Here is a 15,477-nt window from a genome sequence, read left to right as displayed (position 1 = left end):
ATCGCCCGTCGTGCCGGTCGCACCGAGCCGTGGTCGGCTGCGGCCGCTCGGACTCGGCGAGGTGCGGATCACCGGAGGCTTCTGGGCCCGGTACCGCGAGGTCAACGCGACCGCCACGCTCGACCACTGCCGCGAGTGGATGGAACGCGTCGGCTGGATCGGCAACTTCCGCGCCGCCGTCGAAGGACGCATCCAACGCGACCGGCGCGGCCGGGAGTTCGCGGACTCCGACGTCTACAAGCTGCTGGAGGCCATGGCCTGGGCGGGCCGCCACGACAGCGAGGTGGCGGCCCTGACCGAGACCATCGCCCACGCCCAGGAACCGGACGGCTACCTCGGCACCGCCTTCGGCCGGCCCGGCCAGCAGCCCCGCTACAGCGACCTCGAATGGGGCCACGAGCTGTACTGCTACGGCCACTTGATCCAGGCCGGGGTCGCCCAGGCCCGCACGAGCGGCGAGGGCGAGCTCACGAAGATCGCCCGTCGGGCCGCCGACCATGTGTGCGCCACGTTCGGGCCCGGCGGCGTCGAGGGCGTCTGCGGACACCCGGAGATCGAGACCGCCCTCGTCGAACTGGCGAGGGTGACCGGCGAACAGCGCTACCTCGACCAGGCCGCCCTGTTCGTCGACCGCCGCGGCCACGGCACACTCGCCGACATCGAGTTCGGCCGCGCCTACTACCAGGACGACATCCCCGTACGGCAGGCCACCGTCCTGCGCGGCCACGCCGTCCGTGCCCTCTACCTCGCGGCCGGAGCGGTCGACGTGGCCGTGGAGACCGGCGACGACGAACTGCTCGCGGCGGTCGTACGGCAGTGGGAGGCGACGATCGCGAGGCGGACGTATCTCACCGGCGGCATGGGCTCGCACCACCGCGACGAGTCCTTCGGCGACGACTTCGTACTGCCCCCGGACCGCGCCTACTCGGAGACCTGCGCCGGTGTCGCCTCCGTGATGCTCAGCTGGCGCCTGCTCCTCGCCACGGGCGAGCCCCGCTGCGCCGACCTCGCGGAACGCACCCTGTTCAACGTCGTCGCCGCTTCCCCCGCCGAGGACGGCCGGGCCTTCTTCTACGCCAACACCCTGCACCGGCGCCGCCGCGGCACCGTCCCGCCGGCGGACACCGACAGTCCGCGCGCCGAGTCGAGCCTGCGCGCACCCTGGTTCGCCGTGTCCTGCTGCCCGACGAACGTGGCGCGCACCCTGGCCGCGCTGCCGGCGTACCTCGCCACGGCGTCCGACGACGGCATCCAACTGCACCAGTACGCCGACGCGGAGATCACCACCGGCGGTATCGCCCTGCGCGTCCGCACCGATTACCCGTCCGGCGGGACGGTGTCCGTGCGCATCGCCCGGTCCCCGGACCGGCCCTGGACCCTCTCACTGCGCGTCCCGGCGTGGACCGAGGGCGCCACCGCCTCGCTGGTCGACGCGGACGGGGCCCGCCGTACCGTCGCACCGGGCACGGCCACGGTCACCCGCGCCTTCCGCCCCGGCGACGAGATCCGGCTCGAACTGCCCGTCACACCACGCTGGATCGCACCGGACCCCCGCGTCGACGCGGTACGCGGCACCGTCGCCGTCCAGCGCGGTCCGCTGGTGTACTGCGCCGAGTCCGTGGACCTTCCGGACGGGCGGGAGGTCGACGCCGTACGGGTCGATCCGCACGCCGAGCCGGCGGACGGGCCGGACGCAACCGTGGTGGCCGCCGGTGAACTGGCCGGACCGGGAGAACAGCCTGACCGGGCCTGGCCGTACCGATCGCCGGGACAGGCCGGGCCGTCCCCCGCCGAGCCGCACCGGGTCGTGCTGGTGCCGTACCACTCCTGGGCGAACCGGGGCCCTTCGACGATGCGCGTATGGCTGCCGACCACAGAGCACTGACCGGCCCTCGAAGCGACGAGACCGAGAACGGAGTCCGAGCATGGCCCAACCCCCCACCCGCAGAAGCGTGTTGAGCATCGCCGCCGCCACGGCGGTCACCGTCCCCCTCACGCAGCTGACCACAGCGTCGTACGCCGCCGCCCCCGTACCGCCGCCCTCCTGGGCCGTACACCCCTTCCCCCTCGACCAGGTCACCCTCGGCGCCGGCGTCTTCCGCCGCAAACGCGACCTGATGCTCGACTACGCCCGGTCCTACCCGGCCGACCGCATCCTGGCCGTCTTCCGCGCCAACGCCGGGCTCGACACCCGCGGCGCCAGGCCGCCCGGTGGCTGGGAGACCTTCGACGGCAATCTGCGCGGCCACTACGCCGGCCACTTCCTCACCCTCCTCGCCCAGGCGTACGCCGACACCCGCGAGGCCGCCCTCAAGGCCAAGCTCGACTACCTGGTCGCCGCGCTCGACGAGTGCCGGCAGGCCCTGGCCGAGCACGGCGACCCCAGACCGAGCCACCCCGGCTATCTGGCGGCGTACCCGGAGACACAGTTCATCCTGCTGGAGAGCTACACCACCTACCCGACCATCTGGGCGCCCTACTACACCTGCCACAAGATCATGCGCGGCCTGCTCGACGCGCACACCCTGACGGGCAACGCGCAGGCGCTGCGCGTCGTCTCCGGGATGGGCGACTGGGTGCACAGCCGACTCGGCCGGCTGCCCAAGGCCCAGCTGGAGCGGATGTGGTCGATCTACATCGCCGGTGAGTACGGCGGGATGAACGAGGTGATGGCCGACCTGCACGCCCTCACCGGACGGCAGGAGCACCTCGCGGCCGCCCGCTGCTTCGACAACACGGCGCTGCTCGACGCCTGCGCCGCTGACCGGGACATCCTGGAGGGCCGGCACGCCAACCAGCACATCCCCCAGTTCACCGGGTACGTCAGGCTGTTCGACCACACCGGGGAGGAGACGTACGCCGCCGCGGCCCGCAACTTCTGGGGCATGGTCACCGGCACCCGCATGTACAGCCTGGGCGGCACCGGGCAGGGCGAGATGTTCCGTGCCCGGGGCGCCATCGCGGCCACGCTGGACGCCAACAACGCCGAGACCTGCGCGACGTACAACATGCTCAAGCTGAGCCGGCAGCTGTTCTTCCGCGCACCGGACCCCGCGTACATGGACTACTACGAGCGGGGCCTGACCAACCACATCCTCGCCTCCCGCCGGGACGCCCGCAGCACGAGCAGTCCCGAGGTGACCTACTTCGTCGGCATGGGCCCGGGGGTCGTGCGCGAGTACGGCAACACCGGCACCTGCTGCGGTGGCACCGGCATGGAGAACCACACCAAGTACCAGGACTCGGTCTACTTCCGCTCCGCCGACGGCGACGCGCTGTACGTCAACCTCTACCTCGCCTCGACGCTGCGCTGGCCGGAGCGCGGTCTCGTCATCGAGCAGACCAGTGACTTCCCGGCCGAGGGGGTCCGCACGCTGACGTTCCGGGAGGGCGGCGGCAGGCTCGACCTGAAACTGCGGGTGCCCTCCTGGGCGACCGGCGGCTTCACCGTCACCGTCAACGGGGTGCGGCAACGAGTCGCGGCCACGCCCGGCACGTACCTCACCCTGAGCAGGAACTGGGTGCGCGGCGACCGGGTCGGCGTCAGCGCGCCCTACCGTCTGCGCATCGAGCGAGCGCTGGACGACCCCGGTGTGCAGTCGCTGTTCCACGGCCCGGTGCTGTTGGTCGCGCGCAGCGACGCGGCGCAGTTCCGGGAGTTCTCCTTCTACAAGGACTTCACGCTGCGGGGCGATCTCGCCGACGCGATCCGCCCGGAGGGCCGTCCGCTGCACTTCACGACCCACGGCCTCACCCTCGCCCCCTTCCACCTCGCCGACGACGCGCGCTACCACGCCTACTTCAGGCGAGCCGAACCCGTCGTCGTGTTCGGCACGAGCGACTCCGGTGTCCCGAACCGCGCTCGCGGCGACGGCCTGACCTTCCTCGACGTCCTCTGGAAGCAGGCGCCCTTCGCGTCGTCGGGCAGCTTCGTGGCGGCGGTTCGCGCACTGGCCGAAGCCTGGCAGACCGAGGCCCTGTTCACCTCCGCCGAACGGGACCGGGTCGTCGCGGCGGCGGTCAGCGCGGACCTGAGGAGCCGTTCGTAGAGCGGTGGGCCCACTGCGGTGTCCACACCTCGCCGTCCGGAGGGTCGTGGTGGACGGAGGCCAGGTACTCCCGCACCGCGGTCAGCGCCGGGTGCGGATTGTCGGCGCGCCAGAGGATCGAGTGCGGGTAGACCGGCGTCGGGTCACGCAGCGGGATCAGCCGCATGTCGTAGCCGGCGGGCCAGACGAGGGGCGTCTGGGTGCCGAGGAAGGTCGCCAGGGTCGAGGAGGCCGCGATCGTGTCGATGAGGGCCTCGACCCCGAAGTTGGGGCCGGTCGCCTCGATGCTCAGCCCGAAGTCGGCGGCGAGCGCGTCGTAGTACGCGGTCCACTCCGCGCCGGGGACGTTGCCCGGCATCCAGATCCGGTGCCCGGCCAGCTGGGCGGGGGAGACCGCGTCGGCGCGGGCGAAGGGGTGGGAGGGGCCGGTGAACAGGTGGATCGGCTCGTCGTGGACCGGCGTGAACTCGATGCCGTCCGGGATCCGCTGTCCGGGCATGGTGACCGCCCGGAACGTGGCGTCGATGACGCCGTCCCGGACGGCCGCGACGGCCTCCTCCGCGCCGGGCAGCGTCACGATGTCGAGGGCGATCCCGGGGTGGGCACGGTGGAAGTCGCGCAGAAACCCGGCCAGCGAGACCCGTCGGCCGACCACGTCGATCCGCAGGGCACGGCTCCCGGGACGCACCGACGCCCGCGCCCGTTCCTCGGCCTGGAGCAGCGCCCGCGCATGGGACAGGAAAGCCTGCCCGTCGATGGTGAGCTCGGCCCCGCGCGGAGTGCGGGTCAGCAGCCGCACCCCGATCTCCCGCTCCAGGGTGGCGACGCGCTTGGAGACGGCCTGCTGGGTGAGAGCCAGGTCGACGGCGGCCTTCTGGAACTGGCCTGCGTCGGCGACGGCGACGAAGGTGCGCACGGCGTTGAGGTCCACGCCCGCCACCCTAGCCATACAACGATGCGTTGTTCATCGCCGCTGGAGTTGGCTAGAAGCCGTCCACCCCCAGCTCGGTGATGCCTGCGTAGAGCCAGCTCCACACCTCGCCGCAAGGTGTCTCGCGGTCGAACAGTCCGGGGGACAGCTCGTCGATCTCGTCCATGAACACTTCCGCCACCGCATCCTGGCCCCCCTCCACCAGGTAGGGGTGCCAACAGGCGTTGCTGTAGCGGTAGACGGCCTCAAGGACGCGGGTGAAGACATCGAGGTCCGGGGCGAGCGGCACCAGTGTCCGGTCGGTCAGGCCGCCCAGCCGGCTCCAGATGTGCACGGACCCGTCGTGGCGGTGCAGATACAGCTCGCCGTAGTCGACCCTGCCGAAGGCGATCAGGTCCGCGGCGGTCACCCCGTCGGGCAGGCCGTCCCCCGGTAGCTCCTCGTCGGTCGGAGATCGCATGGCCTCGGGCCGTCGGCCCTCGTACTCGGCGCCGTGGCACAACCACACCGTGGGCAGGCCGATGTCCCTCAAGAAACGCCTGCTGCCCGGGTGTTCGAGTCCCTCGGGCAGGTCGCTCTCCGGTATGCGCAGCACATACCGCTCACCGAAGGCGTCGTCGACCCGGTCCGCGGTGAGCGGGCCCTCCGGCCGCCGTACCTCCGGTTCGGTCTCGGGCAGCGCCTCGTCGGCCGAGCCGCAGTCGATGCCCTCACCGCGCGGCCAGTCCCGCAGCACCTCCGCGTCCGTCTCGATCACCGCTATGCCCGAGGTGTCCTGGACGAGATGACGGGTCCTGCCGCCCTCGGCGGCGAACGCGAACGCACCCTCCCAGCTCTCCGGCGCGCTGAGGTTCCATTCGTTCAGTTCGGGGGCGTCGAGAGCTTCCCGTGACAAGGGCGCTTTCGGCAGCGTGTCCTCGGCCTGAGGCCTCACTCGGTCCCCCGTCTCGGCGTCGAGCCAGAGACAGCCGCGCCAGTCCGTCGCCACCTCGATGAGCAGCCGACCCTCGTGCAGACGCCGGTGGACCTGGAAGTAGTCGCCGTTCAGGCTCGGGTGGGCCACGAACCAGTTGGCGGGCCGCCACCACGCCCACACCGTCCGCCACGGCATGCCCGGCTCGGCCTTCGCGATCCCTTCGGCGTACTCCTCGTGGCCGGTCGCCTTGGCCGCGAAATGCAGCCAGGAGGCGAACTCGGCCCGCGTCACGTCGTCGCTGCCGAAGATCGCCTCGGCCTGGAGGAAGACCTCCCGCCCCTCCCGCCCCACGTCCCGCGCACCGTCCTCGGCGGCGATGTGCTTGCGCACCGCCGAGCGGTCAGCGGTCAACAGCCGTGCGGGGTCGGCCAGTACGTCGTCAAGATCCTCGTTCATACGGTCATCGTGTCACCCACCACTGACAACGCCACGAACGCCCGTAACCCCTTCAGTCTCCGCCGGCAGTCTGCCGCTGAGGCTGACTGTGCTCGCATCTTGGACTCACATCGCAGGTTCACACTGATGAACATTGCTCACGTGGGTGTACAGCATTGAGCCGGTCGTGCGACGCTCGGGCAACTCCGTTCTCCCGACCACCAGTTGGAGGGCTCAGCATGAGTGTTTCCCGGCGTACTGTGCTGGCCACGGCGGCAGGTGCCGCGACGGCCGTCGCCTCCGCGGTACCGGCCGCCGCCGCTGATCGCACACCGGCACCGACTCTGCGCAAGCTCCGCGCGGCGGCCGACTACGCCGTCGAGAAGCTCCACGCCGTCGCCCCGACCGTGACCGCCTTCCCGGTCGGCACGAAGTTCGAGAAGTGGGTCCACTCGCAGAACGGCGACTGGGTCGGCGGCTTCTGGCCCGGAACCCTGTGGATGGCCTGGCTCCACAGCGAGGACGACACCTTCCGCGACCTGGCCCTGGCCTCGGCGAAGAAGCTGGCCCCGCGCCAGTACGACACCGGCACGCACGACCTCGGCTTCCTCTTCTACCCGTCCTGGGTCACCGCCTGGCGGCTCACGGGCGACGACGCATGGCGCACCGGCGCCGTCCGGGCCGCCGACTCCCTGATCCAGCGGTACAACCCGCGCGGACACTTCATCAGAGCCTGGGGCGCGCTGGACGATCCGAGGAACGCCGGCCGGGTCATCATCGACACGATGATGAACCTCGACCTGCTGGCCTTCGCGAGCGGCCAGACCGGCGACGGCAAGTACCTGGACATCGCCGTGGAGCACGCGCGGACGACCCGGCGGGTCTTCCCCCGGCCGGACGGATCGACCCCGCATGTGTACGACTTCGACCCGGACACCGGCGGGCCGGTCGGACCGAACACCGTCCAGGGCTACAGCCCCACGTCCTGCTGGTCGCGCGGGCAGGCGTGGGGGCTGTACGGGTTCACCACGATGTACCGACGCACCTCGGAGCCGGAGTTCCTGGCCACCGCGCGCCGGCTCGCCGACTTCGCGGTGGGCGCGCTCACCCCGGACCACGTGCCCGTCTGGGACTACCGCGCCCCGCAGCAGCCGTACGACATCAAGGACGCGTCGGCCGGGGCGATCACGGCCTGCGGCTTGCTCGACCTGGCCGCGGCCACCGGCAGAACCGCCTACCGCGAGGTGGCGCTGCGGCTGCTCACCGCGCTGTCGGAGACCTGCCTGACGAGGAACTCGACCCGGGCGGAGGCCGTCGTGGCCCGCTGCACCCGCAACCGGCCGGCCGAGGACGGGGTCGAGATCTCGCTCCCGTACGCCGACTACTACCTGCTGGAGGGCATCCTGCGGGTGCTGCGGCCGCAGGACGTGGACCGGGCGATCGACCTCTCCTCGGTCTGACGGGCGGGGCGTGCGGGTCAGCCCGCGATGGAGTCCAGCTGTTCCGCCGCCGGGCGCAGGGCCCACAGATCACCGCCCGGCGGCTCCTCCAGCAGCGGAACGGCCCGCTGTGCCCGCCGGTCCCCGGCGTCGGCGGCAGCCCGCACGACGTCGGTCGCCGCGTACCGGTGGAACTCCAGCTCCGGGTGCGGCCAGGCGGCCGCGCCCGTCGCGGCGGGCAGCAGATGGTCCACCGCCTTGAACAGACTCTGTCCGTCCGGCCCTCGGTAGGCCCACAGATTCACGCCGACGTGCCTGCCGATGGCCGCGAGCCGGGTGTAGGCGACCAGGTCGAACGTCGAGTAGTGCCAGCTCCGGGTCCGGGTCAGCTCCTGGGGCTGGCTGCCGTCGGAGGCGATCTGCGGCGCGATGCGCTTGTGCCGGGCGTCCAGGACCGTTCGGCGGGCCAGGTCCTCGTCGCCCGTCGCGTAGGCGAGTCCGGCCAGTTGCATGTCGTAGAAGGTGCCGTGGTTGTTGGTGGCGGCGGCCTCCTGCTTGCCGAAGTCGCTGTTCCTGAGCCAGTCGAGGAAGTCGGCGTTCCACCGTGCCATGCCGGCGCGGTCCCGTGCGGTCCAGCCCGGGGCGCCGGTCCGGAGGAGGGCGAGTGCGTCGAGGACGGCGGTGTACGACTGGGAGATGTCGATGATGCCGATGGCCCGGCCGTCGTACTTGCACGGGATGAACTGGGCGTGGTTCAGGTTCGGGTTCATCCTCGTGGCCGGATCGAGGAACCAGGTGCGCAGCACCTGCCCGGCCTTCTCGGCGTACCGCTGGTCGCCGGTGTAGTACCAGCCGAGGGAGAGGTCGTAGGCGGAGTCGAAGGTCTTCTCGACGTCCTGGCGGTCGGTGCCGGTGTCGACCTCGGGGTTGCGCTCGCCGTCGCGTTGCGCATACGGGCAGCCCCACGGGTTGTCGGCGGTCGGCGCCTTGGTGGGCCACCAGTACGGGGCCTGGCTGAGGTAGTCGTGGACGTCACCGCCGGGTGCGGGCCGGGGCTTGTCGACGACCGTCCAGGGCCCCTGGTCCAGCCATCGGTCGGCTCGGGCCCTCAACGCCCGTACGGCTCGCTGGAGTTGCGGGTCGCCGTGATCGAGGCGGACCTTCGTACGGTGCAGGCGTGCGCCGTCCAGGACGGCGGTGTGCGGGACTCGCGGTGCGGGCGGAGCTTCCGCCCGGGCCGAGGTGGCGGGGACTGCACCGGTGGTGAACGCGGCGAGGAGCGCCAGCAGGACGATCGGGCGGGATCTTGCGCTCATGGTCCACTCCTGAGGGATGTATTCAAGTACATGAATGACGTTCAGGTGTGTGCTTAGTGACGTGAGCATGCCATGCTGGTCGGGTCCGGAAAAGGGGTCGCGCCCCGATCCGCCGGCCGCGAGGGCGAGAGGATCACCATGCGGCGCCGTCCGCCGCCATCCCCACCGCCCCCCCGCAGGGGCGGGTTCCTCGGCGGTCTTACGAGGCGGGCCTGGGGTCGATCCACAACGCCTCCGAGACGGCGCACAGTTCGCCCTCGGCCGTGGCCAGCGCCGCGCCCATCGTGTGCTTGCGGCCGGACTCCGACAGCAGCCACGCGTAGGAGACGTACGGCTCACCCGTGGTGACCGGCCGCAGAACCGTGCCCGTGAGGGACGCGGTGACCGCGCCCGGGCGCTGGGTGCCGAGGAAGCGGCCCGCCCAGTTTCCGGGGCAGTCCAGGGCGCCCCAGACCAGGGCGGGCGGCAGCAGTCCGTCCGGGTCGGCGAAGGCGGGGGACGGGGTCCAGGCGGAGGCCACCAGGTCGAGTTCCGGCACCGGGGCGCAGTACACCCGTAGCCCGCGGTCGGCGGAGCGCAGGCCGCAGCCGAAGCAGTCGACCACACCCGTGGGCGGTGCCGCCCGGAAGCGCTCGGCCGCGTCGGCCGCCTGGTCCCAGGACGGCGCGGCCGGCGCGTCGGGCGGCAACTCGGCGGGGCGCGCCACGGCGAGGGGCCGTTCGCCGTCGCCCAACTCCACGCCGTCGTCCGCCGTTTCGGCGATCCGTACGGGGGTCTCCACGGGCACCGGGCCACGGAAGTCGACCCGTACGGTCCGCGCCCCGGATCTCTCGGCCAGCACGCCGGCGACGTAGCCGCCGAAGGCCACTCCGGGGTAGCCGGAGTACAGCTCGGGCACCACGATCGCGTCACTCCTCGTCATGATCCCCACTTCACCACAGCCGAATTGTTCACGGCCGGTCGGTGTGCGTCGGGCCCTCGCCGAGCGTGTCGGAGAGGGCCCTGTGTCCGACCGGCCGTAGGGATCGCCGGCCGGCGGGTCGTCACCTCAGGGCTGTGTGCGCGCTCAGCCGGGAGGTCAGCAGGTGGGCGTCGAGGAGCGCCATGTCGGCCGTGCGGGTGGCCTTCGCGTAGCCGGTGAGCATGCGTTTGGTCAGGACGAGCGCCTCGGGGGCGCGCCGGGAGAGGGGTTTGGTCCAGGCGGCGACGGTGTCGTCCAACTGGTCGAGGGGGGCGACCTTGTGCAGGAGACCGAGCCGGTGGGCGGTGTCGGCGTCGAAGATGTCGCAGGTGAGCATGAGTTCACGGATCCGCGCCGCGCCGACCTCCGAGACCAGCCGGCCCATGGCGCCGCCCCAGGCGGGCGCGAGGCCGATGCCGACCTCCGGCATGCGCAACCGGCAGGTGTCCGCGCCGGCGCGCAGGTCGCAGTAGGAGGCGAGTGCGAGGCCGGCGCCGACGACCTTGCCGTGGAGCCGGGCGATGGTGATGGCATGGGTGTTCTCCAGGGCCTGGCACAGCCGGTGGGCCTTGTCCGCGATGCGGCGCAGGGCGGCTCCGGAGGGGTCCGCGGCCAGGGCGTCCTGGTACTCCTGCCGGTCCGCTCCGAGGCAGAAGTCCTCGCCCAGGGAGGACAGGACGAGGATGCGGATGTCGGGTCGTTCGTTCAGGGCGTCGAGGACGGTGATGAGCTCGTCCAGGACACCGACGCTCAGCGTGTCGTCCTGGAGAGTGGGGTTGAGCCGGAGGTGCAGGACGGGGCCGGACTGGGCGATGTCCACGTGCCCGGGTGCGAAAGCCGGTGCCGGTGCCGGTCCTGGCACCGGCACGGGTATGGGGACCGGTGCGGCGTCGGAGGCGGGGGAGGAGGTGCGGGCGGTCAGGGGGTTCATGCGAGGGCGACATCCAGATTCAGCAGACGCCGGAACGCCACCCGGGGGGCGCGGGAGGGGCGGCGGGCCAGGGTGAGGCGGGGAAGGTGGGTGATCATTCGGCTGAGCAGGGTCTGGGCCTCCAGCCGGGCCAGGGGGGCGCCGAGGCAGTAGTGGATGCCTCCGCTGAAGGCGAGGTGCCCGGGTCCCCGGCTCAGGTCGAAGCGGTCGGGAGCGGGGTACCGGGCCGGATCCCGGTGTGCGGCTCCCACCATCAGGTGGACCATCTCGTCCGCCCGCACCTCGACGCCCTCCAGGACGCAGTCCTGTGCGGCGACCCGGCTGATGACATGGGTGGGAGGGTCGTAGCGCAATGACTCCTCCACGAACGCCGGCACGAGATCGGGCTGTTGGGCGAGCAGGTCCCAGCGGTCGGGGTCCTCGACGAGCAGCAGGGCCATGGTCGACAGGAGGGTGGACGTCGTCTCCAGCGCCGCCAGCAGGACGAACAGGGCGAGTAAGTAGACCGCCTCGTCGGCCTTGTCCCGGTCAGGTTCCAACTCGTCCCAGGTGCGGATCCAGCGGGACACCGGGTCGTCGCCGAGACGTGTGCGCCGTTCGGCCACCAGGTCGAGGAAGTAGGCGCGCAGTTCGGCCATGGCCACGTCGGACCGGGCCAACTGGCTGGCGGAAGGCAGGAGTTCCTGGGTGAAGACCTGGTCGTGGGTCAGTTCGCGCAGCCGGGACCAGTCCGCGCCGGGCAGGCCCAGCCAGTCCCCGATCGTGGCGATCGGGAGTTCCTCGCTGACCAGGGCGGCGAAGTCGGCCTCCCCGGTGTGCAGATGGTCCATCAGGGAGTCGAGGAGACCGTCGACCACGCGGCTCACGCGCGAGCCGATCTGCTCGATGGTGCCTCGGTCGAAGGTGCCGGCCGCCCGCCGGACCCGGGTGTGCTCCGGCGGGTTGAGCGCGGGCAGGGTGCGGCTGATCTCGCGGGAGGAGGAAGCGCTCCAGCGGGTGCGCTCCCCCTGCCGTTCCCGCCATCCCGTGTCCGGCTCGAGCCAGGTGCCGCTGCGCAACACCTGGTCGCAGGCGCCGAAACCGGTCACGAGGAAACCGCCCCAGGGCGCGGGGCTGACGTCTCCTCGCGACCGGAGTTCGGCGTAGAGGGGGAAGGGGTCGGCCTGGCCCTGGACCGTCCGGAGTCGGGAGAACAGGGCAACGGTGGCGCGACGATCGGATATCGGAGAGGTGACACTCCCCACGATGGCGGCTCCTTTCTGAGAGTCAGCCGCCATACGTACCCGAGCAATCATTGAAAGATTCAGTAACACACTCGTCTCATAGAGTTACCTGCGTCACGCGCCCCTGGTCCATGCCAGGAATCGGCTGAACAGCCCGCCCTTGGGCTGCGGAGCGGCGTGCGCCGGCCGAGGCGCGGGGGACGGCTGCGGCACCGGGGACGACTGCGCCGTCTGCGCGCCGCGAGCCGCCGCGGACCGGGCCGCCGCGGCCGACGACACGACGCGCGGGGTGAACCGGACGGGTACGGTCACCAGCGAACGGCTCCACGGCGTCGGCGCCCAGGCAAGCTCCTTGAAGGGGACGCGCAGTTCGACGTCGGGCAGCCGGTTGAGCAGGGACTCGACGGCCGTGGACGCGATCAGGAAGGCGGGGTCCTTGGCCGGGCAGGCGTGCGGGCCGGCGCCGAAGGCCAGGTGCGCCTTGGCGCTGAGCTGCTCGCGGTGCTCGGTCAGCTTGGGGTCGGTGTTGGCCGCCGCGAACGAGATCAGGATCGGGTCGCCCGCCTTCACGGTCCGACCGCTGAGCTCCACGTCGTGCACCGGGTAGTGGCCCGCGTAGTTGGCGATCGGCGCGTAGTTCCACAGGGTCTGCACGACCGCGTCCTCGATCGGCAGACCGCTCGACCAGTCGTCGCTCAGATACAGCGCGGCGCTGGTGCCGATCGCGGCGGTCAGGGGCATGGTGCCACCGGAGAGCAGGGTCACCAGCTGGTGCAGCACCTCCTCGTCCGTCAGCCGGGCGGAATGCACCATCAGCCGCGTGGTGAGGTCCTCACCGGGCTCGCGGCGCTTGAGGGCGATGAGTTCGGCGAGCGCCGCGCCCAGCGTCTCGTCGGCACCCGGCGTGCCCTCGAAGATGCCGCTGATCCCGACGATCACCCGGTCGCCGATCTCCGGCGGGCAGCCGAACAGGTCGCTGAAGACCAGAAGCGGAAGCGGCTGGGCGTAGGCGGCCATCAACTCGGCCTGGCCGAGGGGCTCGGAGCTGAACCGGCTGATCAGATAGTCGGCCGACTGCTGCGTCTGACGGACCAGCTGAACCTGGTTGACGGTGGCCAGACTGTCCGTCACCGCCTGCCGCAGCCGGGCGTGCGCAGCGCCGTCGCTGAACAGCGCGTTGGGGCGGTAGGCCATCATCGGCAGCGCCGGACTGTCGGCGGGCACCCGCCCCTCGTTGAGGGCGTTCCAGCGACGCGCGTCTCGCACGAACGACCCGGGGTTCTGCAGGATGTAGAGGGCCGCGTCGTAGCTGGTGACCAGCTCGACCTCGACGTCCGGCGCGATGTCGACCGGCGCGCTCGGCCCCATCGAGCGCAGCTGGGTGTAGTGCCGCTCGGGGTCGGAGCCGAACTCGGGCCCGTACAGCCGTATGTTGCCGTGAGCGGGGCAGCCGGCCGGTGTCCCGGACGGGTCGAAGTGCTGTTGCATGCCGTGGCTCCTAGCCGAGGGTGGTCATGAGGTGCTTCACGAGGGTGATCAGCGCCTGGGCCGAGGAGCCCTGGTCGCGCACGTCGCAGCGGACGACCGGGGTCTCCTCGGAGAGGTTGAGCGCCTCACGTACCTCGTCGAGCGGGTAGTCGGGGGTGCTGTCGAAGTGGTTGACACCGATGGCGTACGTCAGGCCGAACTGCTCGACCAGGTCCAGGATCGGGAAACTCTCGTGCAGCCGCTCGGGGTCCACCAGGACCAGCGCGCCCAGCGCGCCCCGGGACAGCCCCTCCCACATCTCCTTGAAGCGTTCCTGGCCCGGGGTTCCGAAGAGGTAGAGGACCAGGCTCTCGCTCAGGGACAGGCGCCCGAAGTCCATCGCGACCGTCGTGGTCGTCTTGTCCGGGTTGCCCGAGAGATCGTCGAAGCCCTCGCTCGCCTCGGTGATCTCCTCCTCGGTCTGCAGCGGCTCGATCTCGGAGATGCTGCCGATGCAGGTTGTCTTCCCGACCCCGAAGTGGCCCACGACGAGGATCTTCACGGAACGGGAGACGGCTGGATCCAGATACACGAATCACGCTCCGAATCGGGTCTTCAGGCCATCGAGCACGGCGGTGAGCAGTTCGCGGTCGACGCGTTCGGCACGCGGCGCCGGATTCCTCACATGGAGCAGGCCGTCCTCGGCCATCTGCGCCAGCAGGATGCGCACGATGCCCAGCGGCAGCCGGGTGTAGCCGGAGATCTCGGCCACGGACAGGAAGCCGTCGGCGATCAGGTCCATGACCGCTCTGGCTTCCGGAGACAGGGTGCGGGCGGCGGCCTCGGTGCCCTCCTGGGCGGTGACGAGCGTGGTGTGCTCGTACTCGTGGTCCGCGGGCAGCGCACGTCCCTTCGCGATGACGAACAGCGGCACTAAGGCGGACGTCAGTTCCAGCTCGCTGTCCGGTTCGTCATGCATCGCCGGCCTTCCCTCCCTGCGCTACCTGCCGTGCGTTGAGCCTGGGCGCCACTTCGCTCAGCCGGGTGGTGAACTCCTCGATGTCACAGTCATGGGCGGCGGCCGCCGCGAGGAAGGCGCCCTCACCGGCCGCGACGAGGAAGATCCAGCCGTGCTGGAACTCGATGACCGTCTGCCGCCAGCCCTCGTCCCGCCGACCGCCCGCGAACGGCGCGGTCGCCCGGCTGTAGGCGTGAATGCCGGTCATGGCCGCGGAGATGGTGTCCGCCAGGTCCCGGCCGATCCCGCCGCTGGCGCCGCGCGGCAGACCGTCGGCCCCGAGCAGCAGGGCGTGCCGGGCACCGCGCACCGAGCCGATCAGCTGGTCCAGCTCGGCCAGGACGAACCCCGACCCGCCCGCCGCGTCGCTTCGGCCGGCGGCCTCGGCCCGTTCCGGGGACGAGTCACCGCCGTTCACCCGGGGCGCCGAGGTGAGGTTGTTGCCCAGCCGGGCGACCAGCCGGTTCATCCGGAAGGAGATCTGCTGCATGTCGACGTCGGGTTCCGCGGCGGCGGCCAGATAGGTGCCCTGCCCGGCCCCGATCAGGAACACCCAGCCGTGCGTGAACTCGATGACCGTCTGACTCCACTGCCGGTCCTCGGACAGCCCGGCGAAGTGGGCGGTGGCACGGCTGAGCGACTGCATCCCCGCCATGGCGGCGGCGATGGTCCGTACGTCCCCGTCGACCAGGCCGTCCGTCACCCCGCGCGGAAGCCCGTCCGCGGACAGCACCACGGCGTGCCGGGCTCGGGGGACGTTGTCCACGATGTCCTGGACCATCCAGGACATG

Annotated in this window: 13 protein-coding genes; 3 read left to right on the top strand and 10 right to left on the bottom strand. The window is 71.4% G+C overall.

All coding sequences use genetic code 11. The annotated features are described in order from the left end of the window. Window positions 1-10 precede the first annotated feature (10 nt). Entirely contained in the window at window positions 11-1,885 is a 1,875-nt protein-coding gene (locus tag ACZ4UU_RS34640) for a glycoside hydrolase family 127 protein (RefSeq protein ID WP_471907352.1), read from the top strand. A 40-nt stretch (window positions 1,886-1,925) separates the two neighbouring features. Then, a complete protein-coding gene (locus tag ACZ4UU_RS34635) occupies window positions 1,926-4,049 on the top strand; it encodes a glycoside hydrolase family 127 protein (RefSeq protein ID WP_471907351.1) in 2,124 nt (707 codons plus the stop codon). Here the strand turns inward: ACZ4UU_RS34635 and ACZ4UU_RS34630 are convergent. Both ACZ4UU_RS34630 and ACZ4UU_RS34625 read right to left on the bottom strand, forming a co-directional pair. Then, the gene (locus tag ACZ4UU_RS34630; protein ID WP_471907350.1) at window positions 4,021-4,980 is read right to left on the bottom strand and encodes a LysR family transcriptional regulator; all 960 of its coding nucleotides are present in this window, start codon (window positions 4,978-4,980) and stop codon (window positions 4,021-4,023) included. The two genes, ACZ4UU_RS34635 and ACZ4UU_RS34630, sit on opposite strands and share 29 nt — an antisense overlap. Window positions 4,981-5,032: 52 nt before the next feature. Next, window positions 5,033-6,352, bottom strand: a complete 1,320-nt coding sequence (locus tag ACZ4UU_RS34625; protein WP_471907349.1) for an SUKH-4 family immunity protein — start codon at window positions 6,350-6,352, stop codon at window positions 5,033-5,035. A 218-nt stretch (window positions 6,353-6,570) separates the two neighbouring features. On the opposite strand from ACZ4UU_RS34625, the gene ACZ4UU_RS34620 reads away from it, so the two are divergent. Continuing rightward, a complete protein-coding gene (locus tag ACZ4UU_RS34620; protein ID WP_471907348.1) occupies window positions 6,571-7,791 on the top strand; it encodes a glycoside hydrolase family 88 protein in 1,221 nt (406 codons plus the stop codon). A 17-nt stretch (window positions 7,792-7,808) separates the two neighbouring features. Here the strand turns inward: ACZ4UU_RS34620 and ACZ4UU_RS34615 are convergent, their stop codons facing one another. The 8 genes from ACZ4UU_RS34615 to ACZ4UU_RS34580 form a co-directional block, all read right to left on the bottom strand. Continuing rightward, complete coding sequence (locus tag ACZ4UU_RS34615; protein WP_471907347.1) at window positions 7,809-9,086, bottom strand: alginate lyase family protein; 1,278 nt, start codon at window positions 9,084-9,086, stop codon at window positions 7,809-7,811. 199 nt (window positions 9,087-9,285) lie between these two features. After that, window positions 9,286-10,008, bottom strand: a complete 723-nt coding sequence (locus tag ACZ4UU_RS34610; RefSeq protein ID WP_471907346.1) for a hypothetical protein — start codon at window positions 10,006-10,008, stop codon at window positions 9,286-9,288. A 121-nt stretch (window positions 10,009-10,129) separates the two neighbouring features. After that, a complete protein-coding gene (locus ACZ4UU_RS34605; RefSeq protein WP_471907345.1) occupies window positions 10,130-10,978 on the bottom strand; it encodes an enoyl-CoA hydratase/isomerase family protein in 849 nt (282 codons plus the stop codon). Continuing rightward, the gene (locus ACZ4UU_RS34600; protein WP_471907344.1) at window positions 10,975-12,222 is read right to left on the bottom strand and encodes a cytochrome P450; all 1,248 of its coding nucleotides are present in this window, start codon (window positions 12,220-12,222) and stop codon (window positions 10,975-10,977) included. Before ACZ4UU_RS34600 ends, ACZ4UU_RS34605 begins: the two co-directional genes overlap by 4 nt. Window positions 12,223-12,315: 93 nt before the next feature. After that, the gene (locus ACZ4UU_RS34595; protein WP_471907343.1) at window positions 12,316-13,689 is read right to left on the bottom strand and encodes a cytochrome P450 family protein; all 1,374 of its coding nucleotides are present in this window, start codon (window positions 13,687-13,689) and stop codon (window positions 12,316-12,318) included. A gap of 10 nt (window positions 13,690-13,699) precedes the next feature. Continuing rightward, window positions 13,700-14,260, bottom strand: a complete 561-nt coding sequence (locus tag ACZ4UU_RS34590; protein WP_471907342.1) for a GTP-binding protein — start codon at window positions 14,258-14,260, stop codon at window positions 13,700-13,702. Between the two features lie 3 nt (window positions 14,261-14,263). Beyond that, window positions 14,264-14,647 carry a DUF742 domain-containing protein gene (locus ACZ4UU_RS34585; protein WP_471907341.1) on the bottom strand — a complete coding sequence of 128 codons (384 nt, stop codon included), beginning with the start codon at window positions 14,645-14,647 and terminating at the stop codon, window positions 14,264-14,266. Then, window positions 14,640-15,467 carry a roadblock/LC7 domain-containing protein gene (locus ACZ4UU_RS34580; RefSeq protein WP_471907538.1) on the bottom strand — a complete coding sequence of 276 codons (828 nt, stop codon included), beginning with the start codon at window positions 15,465-15,467 and terminating at the stop codon, window positions 14,640-14,642. Before ACZ4UU_RS34580 ends, ACZ4UU_RS34585 begins: the two co-directional genes overlap by 8 nt. Window positions 15,468-15,477 lie beyond the last annotated feature (10 nt).

Source organism: Streptomyces sp. NPDC028907 (assembly GCF_055564995.1).
This window is presented reverse-complemented; position numbering and strand designations above follow the sequence as displayed.

What these genes read in the sequence shown, in the direction of transcription:
- ACZ4UU_RS34580 (WP_471907538.1), bottom strand. Translation starts at nt 15,467, where the DNA reads ATGGTCCAGGACATCGTGGACAACGTCCCCCGAGCCCGGCACGCCGTG.
- ACZ4UU_RS34625 (WP_471907349.1), bottom strand. Translation starts at nt 6,352, where the DNA reads ATGAACGAGGATCTTGACGACGTACTGGCCGACCCCGCACGGCTGTTG.
- ACZ4UU_RS34635 (WP_471907351.1), top strand. Translation starts at nt 1,926, where the DNA reads ATGGCCCAACCCCCCACCCGCAGAAGCGTGTTGAGCATCGCCGCCGCC.
- ACZ4UU_RS34620 (WP_471907348.1), top strand. Translation starts at nt 6,571, where the DNA reads ATGAGTGTTTCCCGGCGTACTGTGCTGGCCACGGCGGCAGGTGCCGCG.
- ACZ4UU_RS34605 (WP_471907345.1), bottom strand. Translation starts at nt 10,978, where the DNA reads ATGAACCCCCTGACCGCCCGCACCTCCTCCCCCGCCTCCGACGCCGCA.
- ACZ4UU_RS34595 (WP_471907343.1), bottom strand. Translation starts at nt 13,689, where the DNA reads ATGCAACAGCACTTCGACCCGTCCGGGACACCGGCCGGCTGCCCCGCT.
- ACZ4UU_RS34615 (WP_471907347.1), bottom strand. Translation starts at nt 9,086, where the DNA reads ATGAGCGCAAGATCCCGCCCGATCGTCCTGCTGGCGCTCCTCGCCGCG.
- ACZ4UU_RS34585 (WP_471907341.1), bottom strand. Translation starts at nt 14,647, where the DNA reads ATGCATGACGAACCGGACAGCGAGCTGGAACTGACGTCCGCCTTAGTG.
- ACZ4UU_RS34610 (WP_471907346.1), bottom strand. Translation starts at nt 10,008, where the DNA reads ATGACGAGGAGTGACGCGATCGTGGTGCCCGAGCTGTACTCCGGCTAC.